The 23,304-nt window shown below is 69.2% G+C and carries 22 protein-coding genes; 16 read left to right on the top strand and 6 right to left on the bottom strand.

The window, feature by feature from the left end:
- Window positions 1-25: 25 nt before the first annotated feature.
- On the bottom strand, window positions 26-763 hold the full coding sequence (gene cofC / locus ON20_RS17565) for a 2-phospho-L-lactate guanylyltransferase (RefSeq protein WP_083865004.1): 738 nt from the start codon (window positions 761-763) through the stop codon (window positions 26-28).
- 30 nt (window positions 764-793) lie between these two features.
- Here cofC and ON20_RS17560 point away from each other — a divergent pair, with 30 nt between their 5' ends.
- Together ON20_RS17560 and ON20_RS17555 are read left to right on the top strand one after the other, a co-directional pair.
- Window positions 794-1,789 carry an NAD(P)H-dependent glycerol-3-phosphate dehydrogenase gene (locus ON20_RS17560; protein ID WP_040836875.1) on the top strand — a complete coding sequence of 332 codons (996 nt, stop codon included), beginning with the start codon at window positions 794-796 and terminating at the stop codon, window positions 1,787-1,789.
- A gap of 67 nt (window positions 1,790-1,856) precedes the next feature.
- Complete coding sequence (locus ON20_RS17555; protein WP_040836874.1) at window positions 1,857-2,969, top strand: D-alanine--D-alanine ligase family protein; 1,113 nt, start codon at window positions 1,857-1,859, stop codon at window positions 2,967-2,969.
- Between the two features lie 9 nt (window positions 2,970-2,978).
- On the opposite strand, the gene ON20_RS17550 is transcribed toward ON20_RS17555, so the two are convergent.
- Window positions 2,979-3,596 carry a DUF3515 domain-containing protein gene (locus ON20_RS17550; protein WP_040836873.1) on the bottom strand — a complete coding sequence of 206 codons (618 nt, stop codon included), beginning with the start codon at window positions 3,594-3,596 and terminating at the stop codon, window positions 2,979-2,981.
- Window positions 3,597-3,739: 143 nt separating this feature from the next.
- Here ON20_RS17550 and ON20_RS17545 point away from each other — a divergent pair, with 143 nt between their 5' ends.
- The 4 genes from ON20_RS17545 to ON20_RS17530 are packed head-to-tail and all read left to right on the top strand — an operon-like array spanning window position 3,740 to window position 6,666.
- Complete coding sequence (locus ON20_RS17545) at window positions 3,740-4,741, top strand: thiamine-phosphate kinase (protein WP_040836905.1); 1,002 nt, start codon at window positions 3,740-3,742, stop codon at window positions 4,739-4,741.
- An 11-nt stretch (window positions 4,742-4,752) separates the two neighbouring features.
- Window positions 4,753-5,436 carry a uracil-DNA glycosylase gene (locus ON20_RS17540; protein ID WP_040836872.1) on the top strand — a complete coding sequence of 228 codons (684 nt, stop codon included), beginning with the start codon at window positions 4,753-4,755 and terminating at the stop codon, window positions 5,434-5,436.
- A gap of 36 nt (window positions 5,437-5,472) precedes the next feature.
- Window positions 5,473-5,736, top strand: a complete 264-nt coding sequence (locus ON20_RS17535) for a hypothetical protein (RefSeq protein WP_040836871.1) — start codon at window positions 5,473-5,475, stop codon at window positions 5,734-5,736.
- 48 nt (window positions 5,737-5,784) lie between these two features.
- Entirely contained in the window at window positions 5,785-6,666 is an 882-nt protein-coding gene (locus tag ON20_RS17530) for an alpha/beta fold hydrolase (protein ID WP_040836870.1), read from the top strand.
- 143 nt (window positions 6,667-6,809) lie between these two features.
- Here ON20_RS17530 and ON20_RS17525 read toward each other — a convergent pair whose 3' ends face one another.
- Both ON20_RS17525 and rpmB read right to left on the bottom strand, forming a co-directional pair.
- Window positions 6,810-7,343: a GNAT family N-acetyltransferase gene (locus ON20_RS17525; RefSeq protein ID WP_051162701.1), complete on the bottom strand. Its 534-nt coding sequence runs from the start codon at window positions 7,341-7,343 to the stop codon at window positions 6,810-6,812.
- A 114-nt stretch (window positions 7,344-7,457) separates the two neighbouring features.
- Window positions 7,458-7,649: a 50S ribosomal protein L28 gene (gene rpmB, locus ON20_RS17520; RefSeq protein ID WP_040791580.1), complete on the bottom strand. Its 192-nt coding sequence runs from the start codon at window positions 7,647-7,649 to the stop codon at window positions 7,458-7,460.
- 435 nt (window positions 7,650-8,084) lie between these two features.
- On the opposite strand from rpmB, the gene ON20_RS17515 reads away from it, so the two are divergent.
- Window positions 8,085-9,785, top strand: a complete 1,701-nt coding sequence (locus tag ON20_RS17515; RefSeq protein WP_083865007.1) for a DAK2 domain-containing protein — start codon at window positions 8,085-8,087, stop codon at window positions 9,783-9,785.
- Between the two features lie 69 nt (window positions 9,786-9,854).
- Window positions 9,855-12,122: an ATP-dependent DNA helicase RecG gene (gene recG / locus ON20_RS17510; RefSeq protein ID WP_040836869.1), complete on the top strand. Its 2,268-nt coding sequence runs from the start codon at window positions 9,855-9,857 to the stop codon at window positions 12,120-12,122.
- 3 nt (window positions 12,123-12,125) lie between these two features.
- Here recG and ON20_RS17505 read toward each other — a convergent pair whose 3' ends face one another.
- Complete coding sequence (locus ON20_RS17505) at window positions 12,126-13,622, bottom strand: short-chain fatty acyl-CoA regulator family protein (protein WP_174361904.1); 1,497 nt, start codon at window positions 13,620-13,622, stop codon at window positions 12,126-12,128.
- 566 nt (window positions 13,623-14,188) lie between these two features.
- Here ON20_RS17505 and ON20_RS17500 point away from each other — a divergent pair.
- From ON20_RS17500 to coaD, 3 genes are read left to right on the top strand one after another with little or no spacing between them, the layout of a single operon-like run.
- Entirely contained in the window at window positions 14,189-17,587 is a 3,399-nt protein-coding gene (locus ON20_RS17500; protein WP_040836868.1) for a pyruvate carboxylase, read from the top strand.
- Window positions 17,584-18,174, top strand: a complete 591-nt coding sequence (rsmD, locus tag ON20_RS17495; protein ID WP_040836867.1) for a 16S rRNA (guanine(966)-N(2))-methyltransferase RsmD — start codon at window positions 17,584-17,586, stop codon at window positions 18,172-18,174. The genes ON20_RS17500 and rsmD overlap by 4 nt, the downstream gene beginning before the upstream one ends.
- A 3-nt stretch (window positions 18,175-18,177) precedes the next feature.
- Entirely contained in the window at window positions 18,178-18,663 is a 486-nt protein-coding gene (coaD, locus tag ON20_RS17490) for a pantetheine-phosphate adenylyltransferase (RefSeq protein ID WP_040836866.1), read from the top strand.
- 58 nt (window positions 18,664-18,721) lie between these two features.
- On the opposite strand, the gene ON20_RS17485 is transcribed toward coaD, so the two are convergent.
- Complete coding sequence (locus tag ON20_RS17485) at window positions 18,722-19,249, bottom strand: GtrA family protein (RefSeq protein ID WP_157228875.1); 528 nt, start codon at window positions 19,247-19,249, stop codon at window positions 18,722-18,724.
- A gap of 223 nt (window positions 19,250-19,472) precedes the next feature.
- Between ON20_RS17485 and ON20_RS17480 the strand changes: the two genes are divergently transcribed.
- The 5 genes from ON20_RS17480 to mutM all read left to right on the top strand — a co-directional run bounded on the left by ON20_RS17480 (window position 19,473) and on the right by mutM (window position 23,267).
- Window positions 19,473-20,219, top strand: coding sequence for a flotillin family protein (locus tag ON20_RS17480; RefSeq protein WP_040836865.1), 747 nt, complete (start codon window positions 19,473-19,475; stop codon window positions 20,217-20,219).
- A 571-nt stretch (window positions 20,220-20,790) separates the two neighbouring features.
- A complete protein-coding gene (locus ON20_RS17475; protein WP_040836900.1) occupies window positions 20,791-21,450 on the top strand; it encodes a YceD family protein in 660 nt (219 codons plus the stop codon).
- Window positions 21,451-21,452: 2 nt separating this feature from the next.
- Complete coding sequence (gene rpmF / locus ON20_RS34530; RefSeq protein ID WP_083865003.1) at window positions 21,453-21,635, top strand: 50S ribosomal protein L32; 183 nt, start codon at window positions 21,453-21,455, stop codon at window positions 21,633-21,635.
- 17 nt (window positions 21,636-21,652) lie between these two features.
- Window positions 21,653-22,375 carry a ribonuclease III gene (gene rnc / locus ON20_RS17470; protein WP_040836864.1) on the top strand — a complete coding sequence of 241 codons (723 nt, stop codon included), beginning with the start codon at window positions 21,653-21,655 and terminating at the stop codon, window positions 22,373-22,375.
- Between the two features lies 1 nt (window position 22,376).
- Complete coding sequence (gene mutM, locus ON20_RS17465; protein ID WP_040836863.1) at window positions 22,377-23,267, top strand: bifunctional DNA-formamidopyrimidine glycosylase/DNA-(apurinic or apyrimidinic site) lyase; 891 nt, start codon at window positions 22,377-22,379, stop codon at window positions 23,265-23,267.
- The last annotated feature ends 37 nt before the right edge of the window (window positions 23,268-23,304 follow it).

The following is a 23,304-nucleotide window of genomic DNA, read 5'->3' as shown; positions in this document are numbered from 1 at the left end:
CCGGTATTCCGGGTTCGGCGATCCGCTAGCACACCGGAGTTATCGATTCGGACACCCCCGGCCCGCGGCCGGGCGATGCGAACCCCTGGCCGGACGACGGCGCTCGATGGCCGATGGCGTGCAGCAGTGCCCTGGTATCGGCGCCGGCGCCGAGGGCCGACGCTCTGTCCAGGTCGGCGACGGTATCGACATCCAGCCGCAGCCCCGGCCACTCCCCGTCCAGTTCGACCGCGCCGTCGGCGATATGCCGGGCGGCCGAGGCGGGCCCGAACCGCGGACGCAGCGGTGTTCCCGCGCGCGCCAGCAGCGCGGCCGTGCCGGTGCCCGTATGGTCGACGACCAGCGAACGGACATCGGCGGGCGCGGTGGCGAGCATATCGGCCAATTCGTCCGCCCGCAGTGCCGGTAGATCGGCCTGCAGGGCGAGTAGATCGATGAAGCCGTGGCGGCGACGTAGTGTGTCGGCGGTATCGGCCAGGGCGGCGTTGAGGCGGTCGGATTCGCTGGACGCCGGTGACCGGTCGGCGGGTTCGGGGTGGACCGCGGCGCCGCGTGTGCGCGCCAGTTCCGCGACCGTGGTATCCGGGGTGACCACGGTGACCGAGCCGATGGCCGCGACGGCGCCGGCGGTGCGCAGCGTATCGGAGAGCATGGCCAGTACCAGCCGCGCCCGGTGCGGCGGCGACAGTTCACCGGCCAGGCGGCTCTTGGCCCGGTCGAGGCTTTTCACCGCGATCACGGCGTGCACGGTGTGCTGACGCATGGGCCAATCCTTCCATGGCATATTGGGCTGATGACGAGGGCGGCGGTACTGGGCGCGGGATCATGGGGGACGGCATTCGCGAAGGTCTTGGCGGACGCGGGAACCGAGGTCACCATCTGGGCGCGTCGGCCGGAGGTGGCCGAGGCCTTGGCGACCGACCATCGCAATCCGTTCTACCTGCCGGGAGTACAGCTGCCGCCGGTCGCGGCGACCGACGACCACATCCGCGCCCTCGACGGCGCCGATATCGTCGTGCTGGCCGTGCCGTCGCAGGCGCTGCGCGCGAATCTGCGGGTCTGGGCACCGGCGATCGGCGCGGATGCCACACTGCTGAGTCTGGCCAAGGGAATCGAAACCGGTACCCTCCTTCGGATGAGCGAGGTGATCGCCGCGGTCACCGACGCCGAGCCGGGGCGGATCGCGGTGTTGACCGGCCCGAACCTCGCCAAGGAGATCGCCGCCGGACAGCCCGCCGCGACGGTGATCGGCTGCACCGACGCCGACCGGGCCGTTTCCGTTCAACGAGCGTGTGCCACCGGGTATTTCCGGCCCTACACCAATACCGATGTGATCGGCTGCGAAATCGGTGGTGCCTGCAAGAACGTCATCGCGCTGGCCTGCGGGATCGCCTCCGGCATGGGGCTGGGCGACAACTCCATCGCCGGACTCATCACCCGCGGCCTGGCCGAGATCATTCGGCTGGGTACCGCGCTCGGCGCCGAACCGGTCACGCTGGCCGGCCTGGCCGGTGTGGGTGATCTGGTGGCCACCTGTACCTCGCCGCTGTCGCGCAACCGTTCCTTCGGCCATGTTCTCGGCGAGGGTGGATCCATGCAGGCCGCGCAGGAGGCAACCCATGGGCAGGTCGCCGAGGGTGTGAAATCGTGTACATCGGTGCGGGCGCTGGCGCATAAGTACGAGGTGGAGATGCCGCTCACGGAGGCGGTGCACGAGGTATGCCACGAAGGGCTGGCGGTGCGGCAGGCGGTCGACAAGCTGCTCGGCCGGCGGATCAAACCGGAATAGGAAACGACCGCGCGGACGCGGCGGTCCGCTCCCGGATTCGACCGACCGGGCGGGTACGGTTCGGGGCATGACGAACCTGATCAGGGTGGCCGTGGTGTTCGGCGGACGCAGCAACGAGCACGCCGTGTCATGTGTGTCGGCGGGCGCGGTACTCCGTCATCTCGATCCGGAACGCTACGAGGCCGTGCCGATCGGTATCACCACCGACGGTACCTGGATCCTGTCCGGCGACGACGCCGCGGCGCTCGCTCCCCGGGACCGGGAACTGCCGTCGGTGCCCGACACCGGGACCGCGCTGATGCTCGCCACCGATCCCAGCCGCTCCGGAACACTGGTCGCCCTCGACGAGCCGGGCGCGGTACTGGGCACCGTGGACGTGGTGTTCCCCGTCCTACACGGCCCGTTCGGTGAGGACGGGACCATCCAGGGCCTGCTGGAACTGGCCGGTATCCCGTACGTGGGACCCGGTGTGCTGGCCAGCGCGGCCGGGATGGACAAGGAGTTCACCAAGAAACTGCTGGCGGCCGAGGGACTGCCGGTGGGTGTGCAGGCGGTGCTGCGTCCCGGTGACGCCACCGTCGCGCCGGCGGACCGAGAGCGGCTCGGGCTGCCGGTTTTCGTGAAACCCGCGCGGGGCGGTTCCTCGATCGGTATCACCAGGGTCGCCGACTGGGCGGATCTGGACGCCGCCATCGCGGCGGCGCGGGCGCACGATCCCAAGGTGATCGTGGAGGCCGCCATACCCGGACGCGAGGTGGAGTGCGGTGTGCTGGAATTCCCGGACGGTCGGGTGCAGGCCAGCGTGCTCGCCGAGATCCGGATGCCGGAAGCCGATCCCGCGGGTACGGGCGCGGCCGGGCCGGACTTCTACGATTTCGACACCAAATACCTCGACGACGTCTGCGAATTCGATGTCCCCGCGAAACTGGACGATGCCGTCGCCGAGGAGGTGCGCACCCTGGCGGTGCGCGCTTTCCGCGCCCTGGACTGCCAGGGCCTGTCCCGGGTGGACTTCTTCGTCACCCCGGACGGTCCGGTGATCAACGAGATCAACACCATGCCCGGTTTCACCGCGATCTCGATGTATCCGCGGATGTGGGAGCAGACCGGAATCGATTATCGGACCCTGGTCTCCACTCTCATCGAGACCGCTCTGACGCGCGGCACCGGGCTGCGGTAGCGGGCGGGCTCAGTTGGGCAGCTCGCCCGGATCGATCGGGCGGGCCGGCAGGTGCGCGGTGATCGTGTCGGACACCACCTGGAGGGGGGTGGGGCCCGAGCCGTCGGGGACGGTCAAGGCGATATAGGCTTCCCGGTCCACCGCGTACCAGGTGCTCAGGCCGGTATCGCCGCCCGCCGGGTCGCGGACCTCGAACCACTGGACGCCGTTGACCATCTGGATGGGGGAGGCGCGATCGAATTCCAGCGGGCGGTCCAGCCCGCAACGCACGACGATCGGCTCGCCGCCGTCGGGGCGTTGCCATGCGCGGGTCGCCGGAGGGACGGGTTCCACCAGCGTCGATTCGGTGAAGTCGCCCAACTCGGCGGGGAGCGCGGGGACGAAGGTCGCGCACGCCGGACTCGCGGCGGCCGGGGCCGGTACCGGGCCCAGTGCCAGCGGTTCCCGTTCCACCGGGGCGCGCAGGGCGATCACCGCGGCGACCACCACACCGACCACCAGTGCGATGGGCAGCGCCACCGCGGTCGCGAGGAGAGCGGGCGGGTAGGGGTTGCGCTCGGTTTCGGAGGTATCCCCGGTCTCGGGGGTATCCGGTGTCTGCGGCTCGTCCGGCGTTTTCGCCGCCATCGTCGACGATCCTTCCTGCGCGACTGATTCTCGTGGGCACAACTGCCTGGTCACCCGGGCACAGGGTACCGTCGGGACGGTTCCGGTCGAGCAGACACCTCGCCGGAAGGACATGGAGCGGATCGGGTCGGAAAGGGCCGAAAATCAGTACCAGGGCACAACCGGCGACGGTGCGTGAACTCGGCGAGTTCGCGCTGATCGAGCGCATCACCGGCGGTCGAGCGCAAGGGCCGGGCGTCCTGCTCGGCCCGGGTGACGACGCGGCCGTGCTGGCCACCCGCGGACGATATGTGGTGACCACGGACATGCTGGTGCAGGATCGGCATTTCCGGCTGGACTGGTCGAGCCCGCGCGAGGTCGGCCGCAAGGCCATCGCCCAGAACGCGGCCGATGTCTATGCCATGGGCGCGGTGCCGACCGGTTATGTGGTGGCATTGGGCTGCCCGGCCGAGACACCCGTCGCGTTCGCGGAGGAGTTGGCCGCCGGCCTCTGGGACGAGGCCGCCCGGGCCGGGGGTTCGATCGCCGGTGGCGATCTGGTGCGCAGTCCGCAGGTGGTGATCTCGGTGACCGCCTTCGGCGATCCGATCGGCACCGAACCCGTCACCCGGTCGGGGGCCCGGGTGGGCGGTACCGTCGCGGTGGCCGGGCGCCTCGGCTGGTCGGCGGCCGGGCTCGCGGTATTGGCCGCGGGCCGCGCGGACGAACCGGAGTGGGCCGGCGCCCTCGCCACCCATCGGGTTCCCCGGCCGCCCTACGAGGCGGTGCGCGAGGCCGTCGCCGCGGGTGCGGCGCCGGACGCGCTGACCGATATCTCCGACGGTCTGCTCGCCGATCTCGGGCATATCGCCGGCGCGTCGGGGGTCGCCATCGATCTCGATTCCGCCGCGCTGCGCGACACGGAACTCGACGAGTGCGCGGCGGCACTGGAAGCCGATGCGCTGCAATGGATTCTGACCGGCGGCGAGGACCACGCCTTCGCCGGGGTATGGCCGCCAGGGGTGCCGACACCGCCGGGATGGGTTCCGGTCGGCAGCGTTTCGGCTGGTCACGGGGTGACCGTCGACGGATGCCGGCGGCCGGGCCGCGGGGGGTGGGAGTCGTTCTCCGGGGTGGACTCGTCGGATACCGGCGAATCACGATAGGTTGTGCGGTCATGGGCACGAAACCACTGTCGGAAATCGTGGATCCGGGCTGGGCACAGGCACTGGAACCCGTGGCCGATCGCATCGCGCAAATGGGTGATTTCCTCCGCGCCGAGAACGCCGCGGGCCGCGGCTATCTACCCGCCGGCGATCATGTGCTGCGCGCTTTCCAGCGTCCGTTTCACAAGGTTCGAGTGCTGATCGTGGGCCAGGACCCATACCCCACTCCCGGGCATCCGATGGGGTTGAGCTTCTCGGTGGCGCCGGACGTTTCGCCGGTTCCGCGCAGCCTCGCCAATATCTTCGCCGAATACAGCAAGGACCTCGGATATCCGACCCCGTCATGCGGTGATCTGACTCCGTGGTCGGACCAGGGTGTGCTGCTGCTGAACCGGGTGCTGACGGTGATGCCGGGCAAACCGGCCTCGCACCGCGGCAAGGGTTGGGAAGAGGTCACCGAGCGGGCGATCCACGCGCTGGTGGCGCGGGACGAACCCCTGGTCGCGATTCTGTGGGGCCGTGACGCCGCCTCGCTGAAACCGACACTGGCCCGGGCCGAGGTTCCTTGTATAGAGTCACCGCACCCGTCGCCGCTGTCGGCGTCCCGGGGATTCTTCGGTTCCCGTCCGTTCTCCCGAGCCAACGAGCTGCTCGACGAACTCGGCGCGGAACCGGTGGACTGGCGCCTGCCCTGACAGGTGTCGAGAAAAAAAGAAGTGAGGAGCACCTACATGCACACCACCACCGTTCGCGGTGCACTGCGCGGTACCACCGCCACGTTCGCCGTATGCGCGGCCCTGGCCGCCGGCGCGGCGAGCGCGAGCGCGGCCCCGCTCGCCCTGGAGCGGGAGCAGACCCCGGTCACCGAGCCCGAGACCCGGCCGGTCGCCGAGGAGTTCACCTCCAGCGGTTCGTCGACGATCTCCTCGTCGGCTACCGGCTCGGCCGCGTGCCTGTTCCAGCGGACCTTCAGCGGGATGAAGCTGGACTGCTGATCCCGCCGTTTTTACGGCGTAACTCCGGCGTTGTGCGATCCTCGGATCGTGAGTAATGCGAACAATCTGCTCGATCCCGTCCGACTGCGGCTGCGCGGTTCGGGCGGGATCGAGCTCGTTGCGGACCGTTACGGGCCTTCCGACGGTCCACTGGTCGTCTTCCTGCACGGCGGCGGCCAGACCAGACATTCGTGGAAGCGTAGCGGCACCGCACTGGGCGCGGCCGGGATCCGGGCCGTCACCGTCGATGCCCGCGGGCACGGCGACAGCCAGTGGGCGCCGGACCGCGACTACAGCCGCGAGGTCATGGTGGCCGACCTGATCGAGGTGCTGGACCAACTGGGCGGCGGCCCCGCTGTCGTGGTGGGGGCCAGTATGGGAGGTATCACCGGACTGCTGGCCACCGCCGCCCCGGGCGGGGAGGCGATCTCCGCGCTGGTCCTGGTCGACATCGTCACCCGACCCGAACCCGAGGGAGTGACCCGGGTGCTCGATTTCCTCGGCAGACACCGCGACGGTTTCGACACCCTCGATCAGGCCGCCGACGCCGTGGCCGCGTACCTGCCGCACCGGCCACGCCCGAAGAGCACCCACGGGCTGCTGCGCAACCTGCGGCAACGCGACGGCCGGTGGTACTGGCACTGGGACCCGGGCATGCTCGGCGACCGCGCGGCGGACACGACCCAACTCGTGGACTCCGAGGAGACGACCCGCACGATGGAGCGCGCCGCCCGGGCGCTGACCATCCCGGTACTGCTGGTCCGCGGCCTGCGCTCGGATGTGGTGAGCGCCGCGGCGGCCGCGGAGTTCCGGGAGTTGGTGCCGCACGCCGAGTTGGTGGAGATCGGTGACGCGGCGCATACCGCGGCCGGTGACGACAATGACGCGTTCACCGAGGCGGTCACCGGATTCGTGCTCCGGGTGGGCTGAGCGGGGCCGACCGGACGGAGAAGCGCCGCGGGGCGGGACCACGCATGGCGGATGTTCTCACGACCGGCCGGGCCGTTTCCACCGGGGCCGCGGCCGTGCGCGATCGGGAACCCGGGCCCCGGTCCGGGGGCGTGGACCTCCGATTACGCCGTCGGACAGTGGGCGTCGGCCCTCGGGCGCACCAATCTGATCTCGGTGACGCCTGCGAAACGTTCGGCCCGGGCGGTGCCGTCGGGTTCGAATCCGTATTTGGTGTAGAACGCCCTGGCCCGAGGGTTACGTTCGAAGACCCACAGTGAGCACGACCGGCGCGGGTCCAGCGCGGTGCGCATGAGCGCGTGGGCGATGCCGGTGCCGTACCAGATCGCGCGGACGTACATGGCCCCGAGCTCGGTCTCCGCCACCGGCGGTTCGTCGCGGGGCGGCCCGGCACCGGCGAATCCGATGACCTCGTCGCCCAGCAGCGCGACCCAGGTCTGTCCGAGGCCTTCGTGATATATCCGGTCCCACTGTTCGGCGCGCCGGTCCACGTCGAACGCGGCCGGCACGTGGTCGGGGACCAGGCCGCGGTACGCCTCACGCCAACAGGCGATATGGCATTCGGCCAGCGAGCGGGTGTGTCCGGCGGAGAGAGGGGCGATATGCCACGGACCGTCGGGCTCGGGCGAGGTGTTCATCGGTGTCCCTTGCAGGCCGGTGCCCAACCCATGGTGGGCGCGGGAACGAGGAAGCCCCGGACCACCCGTACAGGTGCCGGGGCGACGCTGGGAAACTGCGCTCTGTCGGCCGATTCAGCCGCGGACGACCTTGCCCGCCTTCAGGCAGGAGGTGCACACGTTCATCCGGCGGGTGTTGCCCGGGGAGACCTGCGCACGCACGGTCTGGATGTTCGGGTTCCAACGACGGTTGGTGCGTCGGTGCGAGTGCGAGACCGACTTCCCGAAGCCGGGGCCCTTGGCGCAGACGTCGCAGACGGCAGCCATAGTCGCGAACTCCTTCGTGTCCTCGAGGGGGACCCGCTGTGGTGCGACAGCCGGTCCGGGATCATATGTCTTCATGCCTGCCGATATCGGTCGGCGAGCGCAGGCCGGCAACGGCCACGCGCGGCAACCCTGCAAGAGTATCTGCCGCCGCGGCGATCCACCAAACCGGGTTGGTCCTCGGGTGACGGATGCGGCACGGGTGCCGCCGACTAACCTGGCGGGCACCGACCCGACGACAGGAACGAGGTGACGTTGCCCGAATCCCGGCAGGTGAGCGGTCCGGAGGTCCTCGAGCACGAAACGCTCGATGGTGCGGCGCTGCTGCACTGGGGCCGGATCTGCCTGGCCGGGCTCGAGGAACGGCGCGCGGAGATCGACGCGCTCAACGTCTTCCCGATCCCCGATGGGGATACCGGTACGAACCTGCTGGCCACCATGCGCGCCGCCGTATCCGCCGCGGAGTCGGCCGTCCGCACCGGCCACGGCGATACGGTGGCCGGGGAATCGACCCGCACGGTCCCGAGCGACGGGGGATATGTCGCGGCGTCCGACGGGACCGTGGAAGGAACGGGGGCGCGACAGCGGGCCGGGCTCGGGGACGGTGCGGTGCGGGTATCGGCCCATCCGGTGGCGGCGGCCATGGCGCGGGGCGCGACGGCGGGAGCGCGGGGAAACTCGGGAATCATCCTGTCCCAGGTATTGCGGGGCATCGCCGAAGCGGCCGCGGCGGGACCGTTGACCGGCGAGACATATCGGGCGGCGCTGGCGCGCGCGGCCGCCCTGGTGCGTGCCGGCCTCAGTACGCCTGTCGAGGGAACCGTGCTGACCGTGCTCGACCGGGCCGGCCGCGCGGCCGCCGACTGCACCGATCCCGAACTGGCCGCGGTCGCGGCAGCGGCGGCCGAGGGCGCGGCGCGAGCGCTGGAGGATACTCCCACGCAGCTCGGTGTGCTGGCCGAGGCGGGCGTCGTCGACGCGGGTGCCCGCGGATTGCTGGTGCTGCTGGACAGCGCGGTCGCGCTCATCACGGGCCGACCACCCGTCCGGCCGGAATATCGGCGCGACGGGCCCGGCGCCGCCGCGCGCGACCGTCGTCCGCCGATCGGATACGAGGTGATGTACCGGATCGCCGAGACCGATGAACGCCGGGTGGCAGCCCTTCGGCGCCGGCTCGCGGAACTGGGGGATTCAGTGGTCGTCGTCGGTGACGGTGAGCGCACCTGGTCGGCGCATGTGCACTGCGCGGACGCCGGCGCGGCGGTGGAGGCCGGGTTGGCGGCGGGGTCGCTGCGCGGAATTCGGGTCGAAAGTTTCACCGTCGACCCGCACGAGTGCGCGGAACCCGGTGCCCCATCGACATGGGCCGGTTCCGCGTCCCCGGGGGGTATCGACGCGCGGTTATGGACCGAGCGGGTGAGTCCCCCGCGAGCCGAAGAGGTCGCGGACACCGGGCCACCGCCTCGGAAACCGAATACCGGGCACGGCCGGGGGGTGCTCGCGGTGGCCTCGGGGGCGGGGGCCGTTGCCCTGTTCGAGGCGTCGGGCGCGGTGGTGGTGGGCGGTGACGGCCCGGTCGATACGGCGACGCTACTGGCGGCGATCCGCCGGATGCCGCACCGGGAGGTGCTGGTGCTGCCGAACGGCGCGCTGCCCGCACAGGAGTTGGTCGCGGTCGGTGTCGCGGCCCGCCACGCGCGTCGGGATGTGCTGTTGCTGCCGAGCGGCAGCATGGTGCAGGGGCTGGCGGCGCTGGCCGTTCACGACCGGGCGCGGATCGCGGTGGACGATGCCTTCGCCATGTCCGAGGCGGCCGCGGCGACCCGCTGGGGTTCGCTGCGGGTCGCGCGGGGCCGTGCGCTCACCATGGTCGGTACCTGCGAGACCGGTGACGGACTGGGGTTGGTCGGCCACGATGTGGTGGTGATCGACCGGGATGTCCGGGCCGCCGGACAGATACTGCTGGATCGCATGCTCGGGCTGGGCGGTGAACTGGTCACCCTGCTGGTGGGCGCGGTCGCGCCGCCCGGGCTCGTCGACGAGTTGGTGGAGCATATCGGCGCGGAATTCCCCGGTGTCGAGGTCACCGTGTATACCGGGGGCCAGCACGGTGATCTGGTGCAGCTGGGCGTCGAATAATCGGATACGGACGGGTGTGGAACGAGGTGGTCGGGTGCGACGGCACGGGATGACGACGGGAACGAGGCCATGGCGACCCTGAGCGACCGGCTGGACCATCTGCTCGGCGCGAAGGCCGCCGGCTCGCTGGCCGATGCCTTCGATATGCACACCGTCGAGGATCTGCTGCGACACTATCCGCTGCGATACGCCACCCAGGGGCAGCCGCTCACCGAGGAAGCGCCCGAGGACGGTTCGCATATCACGGTGATCGGCCGGGTCGCCAAGGCGGAGCTGCGGCCGATGCGGCAGCGGCGTGGGTCGCTGCTCAAGGTCGTGCTCGACACCGGCTCCGGTCGCGGCGTCGATGTGACGTTCTTCAATGGCGACAAGGTGAAATACGCGGTTCGCCAGGGTGTGCGGGCCATGATGTCCGGCACGGTGAACTACTGGCGGCCCGGCCAGTGGAACCTGAGCCACCCTGGTTATCTGATCCTGCCCGAGGCCGGCGACGACGAACTCGCCCTGACCACCGTGCGCGGTGGCGGGGATCTGCGCGGACTGGCGCAGAGCGCGAAAGGCGCCGACGGCGTGGACATGTCGTTTTTCGAGCGCGAGTTCATCCCGGTCTATCCGGCCACCGCCAAGGTGCAGAGTTGGGAGATTCTGGCCTGTGTGCGGCAGGTACTCGACCAGCTAGATCCGATCGAAGACCCACTGCCGCAGCGGATCCGGGACGAACAGGGTCTGCTGCCCGTCGTCGACGCGCTGCGACTGATCCATCTGCCGGAACGCAAATCCGATATCGATTCCGCGCGTGCCCGGCTGCGCTTCGACGAGGCCCTGGCCCTGCAACTGGTGCTGGCCGACCGGCGGCACGAGGTCGCCGCCCGTACCGCCCGACAGTGTCCGCCGCGCCCCGACGGTATCGCCACCGCCTTCGACGAACGGCTGCCGTTCGAACTCACCGAGGGGCAGCGACAGGTGATCGCGGAGATCTCCGCGGATCTGTCCCGTAGCCGGCCCATGCACCGACTGCTTCAGGGCGAGGTGGGTTCGGGCAAGACCATCGTCGCGCTGCACGCCATGCTCCAGGTGGTCGACGCCGGCCAGCAGTGTGTTCTGTTGGCGCCCACCGAAGTGCTTGCCGCCCAGCACTATCGGTCACTGAGCTCGATGCTGGGCGACCTCGGCACGGCGGGAGAACTGGGTGCCGCCGAGCAGGCGACGCAGCTGGTGTTGGTGACCGGTTCCATGCCCGCCGCGGCGAAACGGGCCGCGCTGCTGGCCGCCGTGAACGGTGACGCCGGCATCGTGATCGGTACCCATGCCCTGATCCAGGACGCGGTGGAATTCTTCGATCTGGGCATGGTGGTGGTCGACGAACAGCACCGGTTCGGCGTGGAGCAGCGGGATGCCCTGCGTGCCAAGGCGAAACCCGGAACGAGCCCGCATCTGCTGGTGATGACGGCCACCCCCATCCCGCGCACCATCGCCATGACCACCCTGGGGGATCTGGAGACCTCCACCCTCACCCAACTGCCGCGCGGACGGTCCCCCATCGTCTCGAAGGTCGTTCCGCGCCGGGTGCATCCGAACTGGGTGGACCGCGCCTGGGAGCGGATTGCCGAGGAGGTGCGGGCCGGGCGTCAGGCGTATGTGGTGTGTTCGCGGATCGGCGACGACGAGGACGGTGCGGGCACCGGCAGGTCCCGGCGGGCCGGTTCGAACGGCAAGGAGCCCCCCACCACGCAGGCTGTGGTGGATATGTACGACAAGCTGCGCGCCGGGCCGCTGTCGGGACTGCGGGTCGGTCTGCTGCACGGGCGGCTTCCGGCGGACGAGAAGGACACGGTGATGCGTGCCTTCACCGAGGGCCGGATCGATGTGCTGGTGTGCACCACGGTGATCGAGGTCGGCGTCGATGTGCCGAACGCGACGGTCATGGTGATCGTGGACGCCGACCGGTTCGGGGTGAGCCAGCTGCACCAGCTGCGCGGACGGGTCGGACGCGGGCGGCATCCGGGTCTGTGCCTGCTCGTCACCGACGCGGGACCGGGGAGTTCGGCCATGCTGCGGCTGGAGGCGGTGGCGGGCACCACCGACGGGTTCGAGTTGGCGGTACTGGATCTGCGGCAGCGTCGCGAGGGTGATGTGCTGGGCGCGGCCCAATCGGGTACCACGCGGTCGCTGCGGCTGCTGTCGCTGTTGGACGATCTGGAGGTCATCACCACCGCACAGGAACTCGCCCGGCGGGTGGTCGACGAGGACCCGGGGTTGGTGCGGCATCCGGGCCTGGCGGCCATGATGCATGCCGCGGTCGATGCCGAACGGCTCGAGTATCTGGCCAAATCCTGAGATTCAGGGCCGTCGTCGCGTGAGCGGCCCGTAATGCTGCTGATCGGTGGGTGGGTCGGAGATGGAGGCAGGGAGGCCGTTCGTGCGGACCACGCGAGGATAGGGCAGGTCCATGGAGGTGTGCTCCGAAACCGCCAGTGGGGTGCCGATCTGCGGGAAGGCCCGCTGTGGGCAGGCCGGCCGGTCGCAGACCTTGCAGCCGGCCCCGATCGGGACCGCGGCGGTCGGATCGTCGAGTGGCGTGTTCCGGGCGTAGGCCAGCCGGTCGGCGTACTCGATATCGCAGCCGAGACCGATCGCGAAATGCTGTGTGGTGGCGTCGAAGGCCTGGGTCGCGGACGCGACGGTGCGCGCGACCCAGAAATAGCGGCGGCCGTCCGGCAGTTCGGCGATCTGGGTGAGGGTCTGCCCCGGGTGTGTGAAGGCCTCGTGCACCACCCACAGTGGGCAGCTGCCGCCGACACGGGAGAAATGGAACGCACCCGAGGATTGGCGTTTGGAGATATTGCCCGCCCGGTCGGTGCGGACGAAGAAGAACGGCACTCCGCGCTGCCCCTGCCGCTGCAGGGTGGTCAACCGGTGGCAGACGGTTTCGAACCCCACCTCGAAGCGCAAGCCGAGCAGGTCGATGTCGTAGCGCAGTTCCTCGGCCGAGCGCAGAAACCGTCCGTAGGGCAGCAGCAGCGCCGCCGCGAAATAATTGGCCAGCGCGACACGGGTGAGGGCACGGGATTCACCGGTCAGCGACGGGGTTTCGTTCAACACGTCGTCGAGTTCGGTGCCGTACAGCAGGAAGGCCAGGGTGGCGGCGATCTGGAAGGCACGCTGTCCCGGCCGCAGCCGTCGGGCCAGGATGAGGGTGCGGGCGGTCGGATCGTAGTGGCGTTTCGGGATGGATGTATCGGCCCCGTCGCCGCGGACCAGTACCTTCACCCCGGCGCGTTCCTCGGCGACCCGGGCGAGCTGGCGATCCAGTGAGCCGATCGTGAGACCACACTTGTCGAACAGCCGCTCGGCGGCCAGGTCGAGTGAGGCGATGTGGTTGTGATGGTCGTAGAAGAAATCGCGGACATCCTCATACGGCATGGACTGGGCCGATACGCCGTCGGTCGCGGTGGCCCGGGCCGAGAAGAGATCGAGCTGGTCGGTGGCCGCGCGGAGTCGTCGGTGCATGGAGACAACCAATCGGGCGATCTCCGGCTGACGGGTCGCCAGCTCCTCGACCTGCGCGACCGGTGCGCTGCCGCCGGCCGCGTCCATCAGGACCTCATGCAGGTCCGAGACCAGTCGCGCGTTGGCATCCGCGGTGAAGAAATCTCCGTCCAGATCGAAGGTGGCGTTCAACTTGAGGAGTACGGGAATGGTGAGCGGACGCTGGTCGCGCTCGAGCTGGTTGAGATAGCTGGGCGAAAGGTCCAGCGATTTCGCCAGCGCCGCCTGGGTCATCCGGCGTTCCTCACGGAGCCGCCGAAGTCGGGCCCCCGCGTACATCTTGCGCACGGCGCGATCGTACCCAGTGTGGCTTCGCAAACATCGCAAGGTGTCTACTTGTCGTTCAAGACTAGTCGGTTTGCATGGAGATTTGCTGTTACCGGTGGATGCGTAGCATGCGAAGCAGGGCCGCGGAATCGCCGTATTCCTCGACGGCGGAATACCGGACGAGCCGAGGTGCCCGTCGAAAATCGCGCGGAGGGGAACCGGATACGCGCCGGCCGCGTCGAAACAAGGCGAGAAGGATGTTTCGGCGCGAACAGGAGGTGATCGTGGAACGACAACGCGGCTGCCGGTCGGTAGGACGGCGAATGGGGAACGCACCGCGGCGGCGCCCGGTGTTTCGGGCGGTCGGTGATCGGGGGTACCGGTGTCGGCACCGTCGGAAGGGCGGACCGGGGGAACTCGACTGAGCGGGGTGTTCCGTCGTGAACGCGGTGCGGGCGATTCCGGCTCCGGCAGTGGGGGAGCCGGAATCGCCGCGTCTTCGCAACGTTGCGAGGATTTCTTGTGAAAAACCCCGCGAAGGGGACTTCGGTGTCCCCTCAGGTAGTAGGGCCGGGTACCTTGGGTCAATGTTCTCGAAAGTCTTGGTTGCCAATCGTGGCGAGATCGCTATTCGCGCCTTTCGCGCGGCCTATGAGCTCGGCATCGGTACGGTGGCCGTGTTCCCGTACGAGGACCGTAATTCGGTTCACCGCCTGAAGGCGGACGAGGCGTATCAGATCGGCGAGGAGGGACACCCGGTCCGGGCGTACCTGTCGATCGATGCGATCATCGAGGCGGCCAAGACCGCGGGAGCGGATGCCATCTACCCGGGATACGGGTTCCTGTCGGAAAACCCCGATCTCGCTGCGGCGTGCGCACGGGAGGGCATCACCTTCATCGGCCCGTCGGCACGGGTACTGGAGTTGGCGGGGAACAAGGCCCGCGCGGTGGAGGCGGCGCGGGCGGCGGGCCTGCCGGTGTTGCAGTCCAGTGCTCCTTCCTCCGATGTCGAGGAGTTGCTGACGGCCGCCGAGGAACTGGAGTTCCCGGTGTTCGTCAAGGCGGTGGCCGGCGGTGGTGGGCGGGGTATGCGCCGGGTGGCCGCGCCGGAGGGGCTGCGTGAGGCGATCGAGGCGGCCTGTAGGGAGGCCGAGTCGGCGTTCGGCGATCCGACGGTGTTCCTGGAGCAGGCGGTGGTGAACCCACGTCATATCGAGGTACAGGTCCTGGCCGATACCCAGGGCAATGTGATGCACCTGTTCGAGCGGGACTGTTCGCTGCAGCGGCGGCATCAGAAGGTGATCGAGTTGGCGCCGGCACCGAATCTGGATCCGGAACTGCGGGAACGGATCTGCGCGGATGCGGTGGCGTTCGCCCGGCAGATCGGCTACAGCTGCGCCGGTACGGTGGAGTTCTTGCTGGACGAGCGCGGCAATCACGTGTTCATCGAGATGAATCCGCGGATCCAGGTGGAGCATACGGTGACCGAGGAGGTCACCGATGTGGACCTGGTGCAGGCGCAGCTACGGATCGCGGCCGGGGAGAGCCTGTCGGATCTGGGTTTGAGCCAGGATTCGGTGACCATCCGCGGTGCGGCGCTGCAGTGTCGGATCACCACCGAGGATCCGGCCAACGGGTTCCGGCCCGACACCGGCCGCATCACCGGCTACCGCACTCCGGGCGGGGCGGGGATCCGGCTCGACGGTGGGGCGAATCTGGGCGCGGAGATCGGCGCCTACTTCGACTCCATGCTGGTCAAGCTCACCTGCCGGGGACGTGATTTCCCGGCCGCGGTGGCCCGGGCGCGGCGCGCACTGGCCGAATTCCGGATCCGCGGCGTGACCACCAATATCCCTTTCCTGCTCGCGGTGCTCGACGACCCCGATTTCACGGCGGGCCGGGTTACCACCTCGTTCATCGATGAACGTCCGCAGCTGCTGGCGCTGCCGGAGCCGGCCGACCGCGGCACCAAGATCCTGAAATACCTGGCGGATATCACCGTCAACTCCCCGCACGGCAAACGGCCGACCGCGGTGTATCCACACGACAAGCTGCCGGCCATCGATCTGTCGGTGCCGCCGCCGGACGGGTCACGCCAGAAGCTGCTGCGGTTGGGGCCGGAGGGTTTCGCGCGGGCGCTGCGGGAGCAGAAGGCGGTCGGAGTCACCGACACCACGTTTCGGGACGCGCACCAGTCGCTGTTGGCCACCCGGGTGCGGACGAACGGTTTGTTGGATGTGGCCGGGCATATCGCGCGGTTGACCCCCGAACTGTTGTCGGTGGAGTGCTGGGGTGGGGCCACTTATGATGTGGCGCTGCGGTTTCTGTACGAGGATCCGTGGGAGCGGCTGGCCGCATTGCGCGAGGCGATCCCGAACATTTGCCTGCAGATGCTGCTGCGCGGGCGCAACACCGTCGGCTACACGCCGTATCCGGAACGGGTCACCCGCGCGTTCGTCGCCGAGGCGACCGCGACGGGTATCGATATCTTCCGGATCTTCGACGCCCTCAACAATGTGGACCAGATGCGTCCGGCCATCGACGCGGTGCGCGAGACCGGGACGGCGGTGGCCGAGGTCGCCCTGTCCTACACCGGTGATCTGGCCGATCCGGGCGAGACCCTCTACACCCTCGACTACTACCTGAAACTGGCCGAGCAGATCGTGGATGCCGGCGCGCACGTGCTGGCGATCAAGGACATGGCCGGTCTGCTGCGCGTCCCGGCGGCGACCAAGCTGGTGACCGCGCTGCGTGCCAACTTCGATCTGCCGGTGCACGTGCACACCCACGACACCCCGGGCGGTCAGCTGGCCACCTACCTGGCGGCCTGGACCGCCGGGGCCGACGCCGTCGACGGCGCGGCCGCCCCCATGGCCGGCACCACCAGCCAGCCGGCGCTGTCGGCGATCGTGGCGGCGGCGGCCAACAGCGACCACGACACCGGTCTGAGCCTGCGCAACGTCTGCGATCTGGAACCGTACTGGGAGGCGCTGCGCAAGGTCTACGCGCCGTTCGAATCCGGGCTGCCGTCTCCCACCGGCCGCGTGTACACCCACGAGATCCCCGGCGGTCAGCTGTCGAATCTGCGCCAGCAGGCCATCGCGCTCGGATTGGGCGACCGGTTCGAGGAGGTCGAGGCCAAATACGCCGCGGCCGACCGGCTGCTGGGCCGGCTGATCAAGGTCACCCCCTCCTCGAAGGTGGTCGGCGACCTGGCGTTGGCGCTGGTCGGCAGCGGTATCGACATCGAGGATTTCGCCGCCGACCCGGGCCGTTACGATATCCCGGATTCGGTGATCGGATTCCTGCGCGGCGAACTCGGCACTCCCGCCGGTGGCTGGCCCGAACCGTTCCGCAGCAAGGCCTTGACAGGCCGCGGTCCGGCCAAACCGGAAACCCCGTTGAGTCCCGACGACGAGGCCGGGCTCGTCGGTGACCCCGGCCGGCGCCGCGTCACCCTCAACCGCCTGCTGTTCCCCGGGCCGACCGCCGAATTCCTGGCGCATCGGGAGAAATACGGTGACACCTCCGGACTGTCGGCCAACCAGTTCTTCTACGGCCTGCGCCGCGGCGAGGAACACCGGGTACAACTCGAGAAGGGTGTCACCCTGCTCATCGGTCTCGAGGCCATCTCCGAACCCGACGAGCGCGGTATGCGTACCGTGATGTGCATTCTGAACGGCCAACTGCGTCCGGTGGAGGTGCGGGACCGGTCGGTCGCCGGCGAGATCCCGACGGCGGAGAAGGCCGACAAAACCAACCCCGGCCATATCGCGGCCCCGTTCGCCGGGGTGGTGACACTGTCGGTCACCGAGGGCGACACCATCTCCGCCGGAGACACCGTCGGCACCATCGAGGCCATGAAGATGGAGGCCGCCATCACCGCCCCGCGCGGCGGCGTGGTCGGTCGCGTGGCCATCGGCCGGGTGCAACAGGTCGAAGGCGGTGACCTGCTGGTCGAGCTCACCGTGCGCCAGTCCGAATGACCCGCATCGTCGCCGGAACGGTGGGCGGGCGCCGATTGCGGGTTCCGCCGGCCGGTACCCGCCCCACCTCCGACCGGGTACGCGAAGCGCTGTTCTCCGCGATCGAGGCGCGAATGGACCTCGACGGCGCCCGGGTGCTCGATCTGTACGCCGGCTCCGGTGGGCTCGCCCTGGAGGCGCTGTCTCGCGGCGCGAGCACCGCCTTGTTGGTGGAATCCGACCGCAGGGCGGCGGCGGTGGTGCGCGGCAATATCGCCGACCTGGGTCTGGTCGGGGCGCAGGTGCGCGTCGGCGCGGTGGCGCAGGTGTTGGCATCCGGCGGGGCCGGCGAATTCGATCTGGTGTTCTCCGATCCGCCCTACGACCTGTCGACGACCGCCGTGATCGCGGACCTGACCGCGCTGGCGGGGACCGGGTGGCTCGCGTCCGAGGCCCTGGTGGTGGTCGAACGGTCCGATCGCTCGGAGGAGATCACCTGGCCCGCGGGTTTTCTCGCCCGGCGTGCGCGCCGCTACGGCGAGACGCGAATCGAAATGGCCGAGTACGAGCGCTCGGAGTCCGGTGCGGCCTCGCCTGCTAGCGTCTGAGCCATGGCTGGAGCGCTGTGCCCGGGTTCGTTCGACCCGGTGACCAATGGACATATCGACGTGTTCGAGCGGGTGGCGGCCCAATTCGACGAAGTCGTCATCACGGTCATGATCAACAAGAACAAGAAGGGCATGTTCGATGTCGACGAGCGCATGGAGATGCTGCGTGACGCCACCGCGCATCTGCCGAACGTCCGGGTCGCGTCCTGGCACGGCCTGCTCGTCGACTTCGCCCGCGAACAGGGCATCACCGCCATCGTCAAGGGTCTGCGCGATGCCGGCGATTTCGGCTACGAACTACAGATGGCACAGATGAACAAGAAGCTGTCGGGGGTGGACACCTTCTTCGTCGCCACCAACCCGGCCTTCGGTTATCTGTCCAGTTCTCTGGTCAAGGAAGTGGCGAGTTTCGGCGGGGATGTGAGCGATATGCTGCCGCCGATGGTGCACAAGCGGCTGTTGGAACGCCTGTCCGAACGGGCGGGCTGAACGGTACCTCCGGCCGGCCGCGTGCGTCGACCGAACGACGCGGTGGCCGGTGGGCCGCTCAGAAGACGAGTCCCCGCAATGCCAGGAAGCGCAACCCACCGACCGCCGCGGTGATCGCCAGGACGGCCGCGGCCTGGGTGAGCTCGCCGAGGCCGGGGGTCCAGAATTCCAGTGCGGCCAGCGCGGCGGTGCTGATACCCAGTCCGACCAGCGCCAGCCCGCCGCCCTCCCACTGTGCGGTGAACCAGCCGACCCGGGCGGCCGCGTGGAAGGTAAGCCGGCGGTGTAGTTCATTGGCCAACGCGGTGCTGACGACCGAGCCGACGATATTCGCCGCCAGGGGGCCGGCGGCGGTCATGGTCAGGAACAGCAGTACGTAGGCGATATTGCTGGTGCCGCCCACCAGAGCGAACCGGAGCAGCTGGGGGAGTACGCGGTCTCCGCGCAGATAATGCAGGAATCGCCCGGCCCCTCGGGTGCCCCGCCGTCCGGTGTAGCGATCGGTCCACTCGACCCCCAACTCCCCGACCGCGGCGCCCAACTCCCCCACGGTGAGGGGTGTCTGGGGCAGTGGCAGGACGGTCATGGTTGTTCCGATCGGGCACGGGTACACAAGGTCCGGCGCGGTGACGTCGGACTCTTATGCATTAAACACCAAGTGGAGGGCATCCCTCCATTTGGTTTCTGTCACATCGAACATTCGGTCCAATCCGCGACACACCCACAATTGCCCCGGCGGCAGGCCGTAACGGCAGGCACACTGGGCACGGCGGGATATGTCGCCGAAAGTCCGCAGGAGGGTAGAGAGCATGTATCGGGTATTCGAAGCGCTCGACGAGCTGGTCGCCATCGTCGAAGAGGCGCGTGGTATCCCGCCCACCCGCAACTGCATCGTGCCGCGCGGTGAAGTGCTCGACCTACTCGACGATGTGCGCGACGCGCTGCCGAGCGAAATCGACGATGCCCAGGATGTGCTCGACCATCGGGACAAAATCGTCTCCGACGCTCGCGCGGGCGCCGAGCAGACCGTGGCCGCCGCCGACGAACGGGCCGCCGAAACCCTCGAGACATCCCGCATCGAGGCCGACCGCATCCTCGCCGAGGCCAAGGCCCACGCCGATCGGATGGTCGCCGAGGCCACCGCACACGCCGACCGGCTGGTCGACACCGCGCAGAAGGAGGCCGACCGCGTCCTGGCCGAGGCCAAGGCCGAATACGAGACGGTGACCGGGCGGGCCCGGGTCGAATCCGAGCGGATGACCGAAGCGGGCAAGGCGTCCTACGACCGTTCCGTGGCCGAGGGCCGGGCGGAACAGGCGCGGCTGGTGGAGCAGACCGAAGTGGTGCGGGCCGCGCACGCCGAATCGGCGCGGCTCATCGATGCCGCGCACGCCGATTCGGACCGGATGCGCGCGGACTGCGACCATTATGTCGACACCAAACTCGCCGAACTCGAGGAGACGCTCACCACTACCCTGCGCACCGTCGGCCGAGGCCGGCAGCAACTGCGCAGCGGGATCGCCGTCCCCGACTACGCCACCGAGTACCGACGCTGAATCCGATTGCGCCGGCTCCGCCGGCGCGGGGTTGCGGCCCTGGCGGGTCTCGCGTTTCAGCGCCCGAGACTCGTGCCTTCGGCACATGCGCTTCGGGCGCTGAAACGCGAGACGGGCCGCAACCCTTTGTGGTTTTCGTAGCCCCGGATTTTTCCACGCGCCGCCGCGTGGTGTTGCTGCGATCGGTCCGGAGGCCGAGGTAGGCGGTGTGGGATTTCGCCTCCTTCGGGGTGCTGTTCGGGCTCTCGTGACCCGGGTCTTTCTCTCCGCGCCGCCGCTGCCCGACATCGCTGCGGTCATCCGGACTCAGGGGTTCCACCCACCGTGGTGAGGTGTCCGGGAGGGTGGAGATGGGGCGGTGTCTCGGTGGGCTTCGCCGGCCGATATCGCCGGCGCGACGTCGCTCCGGTGGGCACCGGCCCGAAGTGGACTGTGCGGACGGGCATCAGGCTGCGGTACGGGTCGGGGCCGTTCCGGTCACCGTGGTGGACGATATTCTGTTCGCGTACTGTGGAGTGGTTGCCCTTTGGTCAACCGTCCCGAACAGCCGACCCCTTCTGGAGTGATCTCGATGCCCGCCGACTCCGCTTCGCGTTCACGCAGCGGCACGCGCCGTGCGCCGGACTCCGGTTTCGCGCTGGACGTGCGCAGCCTCGGCCGTGCGCCGGGATCCATGCGCGATCTGCGACGGACGGTCACCACGACCGACCGTATCGGCCTCGACCTGATCGGGGTGCCCGCCGACGCCGAGGTGGGCCTGGATCTGCGGTTGCAGGCGGTATCGGAAGGGGTGCTCGTCACCGGAACCGTCGCGGCACCGCTGGCCGGTGAGTGCTCGCGCTGTCTGGAGTCGTTCACCGACCGCATCGAACTGCCACTGACCGAGCTGTTCGCCTACCCCGACAGCGCCACCGATCAGACCGCCGATGACGACGAGATCTATCGGATGGACGACGACCTGATCGATCTGGGACCGCTGATCGTCGACACGCTCGGACTGGAGCTGCCGTTGCAGCCGCTGTGCACCCCCGACTGTGCGGGACTGTGCCCGGAATGTGGCGTGCGGATGGCGATTGCGGGTCCCGATCACCGGCATGAGATACTTGACCCCCGCTGGGCCGGGCTGGCGAGATTCGCCACCGGATCGCCCGGCAGCGGCAGCCCCGACGAGGGTGCGGCCACCGAGGACCATACCGCCCATACATCACGTAAGAGCACAGAGGAGAAGTAGTCGTGGCCGTTCCCAAGCGCCGGATGTCCCGTTCCAACACCAGGTCGCGGCGCAGCCAGTGGAAGGCCGCTGCGCCTACCCTGATCACCTGCCCGAACCGGGCCTGTGGCGAGAAGACCCTGCCGCATATCGCGTGCCCGTCCTGCGGTACCTACCGGGGCCGTCAGGTCGCCTCGGCCGTCTGATTCGGGGCGGGGCACTCGTGACAGCGAGCAAGGACGCACCCCGCGCCACCGGTGACCACACGAGCCTGCTCGCGGCGCTCGGCGTCGAGATCTCGCCGGATCTGCTGAGACTGGCGCTCACTCATCGTTCCTACGCGTACGAGAACGGCGGCCTGCCGACCAATGAGCGCCTCGAATTCCTCGGTGACTCGGTGCTCGGCCTGAGCATCACCGAGCGGCTCTACCACGAGCACCCGGACAAATCCGAGGGCGAGCTGGCGAAACTGCGCGCGAGCGTGGTGAACATGCACGCGCTCGCCGAGGTGGCCCGCGGGCTCGGCGAGGATGGACTGGGTGCGCACCTGCTGCTCGGCAAGGGCGAGGAACTCACCGGCGGCCGGGACAAACCGAGCATCCTCGCCGACGGGATGGAATCGCTGCTCGGCGCGGTGCACCTGGAGCACGGTATCGATGTGGCCCGCGGTGTGGTGCTGCGTTTGTTCGCCGACCTGCTCGAACGCGGTCCCCGCATGGGCGCCGGCCTGGACTGGAAGACCAGCCTCCAGGAGCTGACCGCCGAACGCGGACTCGGAGTGCCCGGCTACGAGATCACTTCCACCGGCCCCGACCACGACAAGGAGTTCACCGCCACCACCGTGATCAGCGGCAACCCCTACGGTCAGGGCGTCGGCCGGTCGAAGAAGGAAGCCGAGCAGAAGGCCGCAGGTGCGGCGTACCGGGCGTTGACAGCCGAATCCTGATATGCCGGAACTACCCGAGGTCGAGGTCGTCCGGCGCGGTCTGGACGAGCATGTGCGCGGTCGTGTCATCGAGTCGGTCACCGTCACCCATTCGCGTTCGGTGCGTCGGCATATCGCCGGTGCCGCGGATTTGGCGGCGCGGCTCACCGGACTGCGGGTGGACGCCGCTCGGCGGCGGGGCAAATACCTGTGGTTGACCTTCGACGAGCCGGGCTCGGGCCCCGGTGGCACCGCGCTCGTCGTCCATCTGGGGATGAGCGGGCAGATGCTGGTGCAGCCCGCGGACGCCCCCTTGGAGAAGCACGCCCATATCCGTGCCGACCTCGACGACGGCACCCAACTCCGGTTCGTCGACCAGCGCACCTTCGGCGGGTGGGCGCTGGCACCGTTGGTCGAGGTGGACGGTGCCGCCGTACCCGAACCGGTCGCTCACATCGCCCGAGATCCGCTCGATCCCCGGTTCGACATCGAGGCCGCGGTGGCGGCCGTGCGCGGTAAACGCACCGAGATCAAACGGGTGCTGTTGGACCAGACCGTGGTCTCGGGTATCGGCAATATCTATGCCGACGAGGCACTGTGGCGTACCCGTATCCACGGCGGGCGGATGGCCGCCGACCTCACCCGACCCGTGGTCCGCACCCTGCTCGCCGAGGTCCGGGCCGTGATGGCGGACGCCCTGGCCGCGGGCGGCACCTCGTTCGACGCCCTGTATGTGAACGTCAACGGGCAGTCCGGATACTTCGAGCGATCACTGGCCGTGTACGGACGGGGTGACGAACCCTGCACCCGCTGCGGCGCGCCGATCGTGCGGGAGAAGTTCATGAACCGTTCCTCGTATTCCTGCCCCCGGTGCCAGCCCGCGGTGGCCGCCGAGCGGGCCCGGCGACGGTAGTCCCCTGAGAACCGCCCGCACGGGCAGTGGCGATGTC

Source organism: Nocardia brevicatena NBRC 12119 (genome assembly GCF_000308495.1).
GTDB classification, from domain to species: domain Bacteria; phylum Actinomycetota; class Actinomycetes; order Mycobacteriales; family Mycobacteriaceae; genus Nocardia; species Nocardia brevicatena.
Note: the sequence above shows the minus strand (reverse complement) of the source record. Positions and strands in the feature narration are given on the sequence as shown.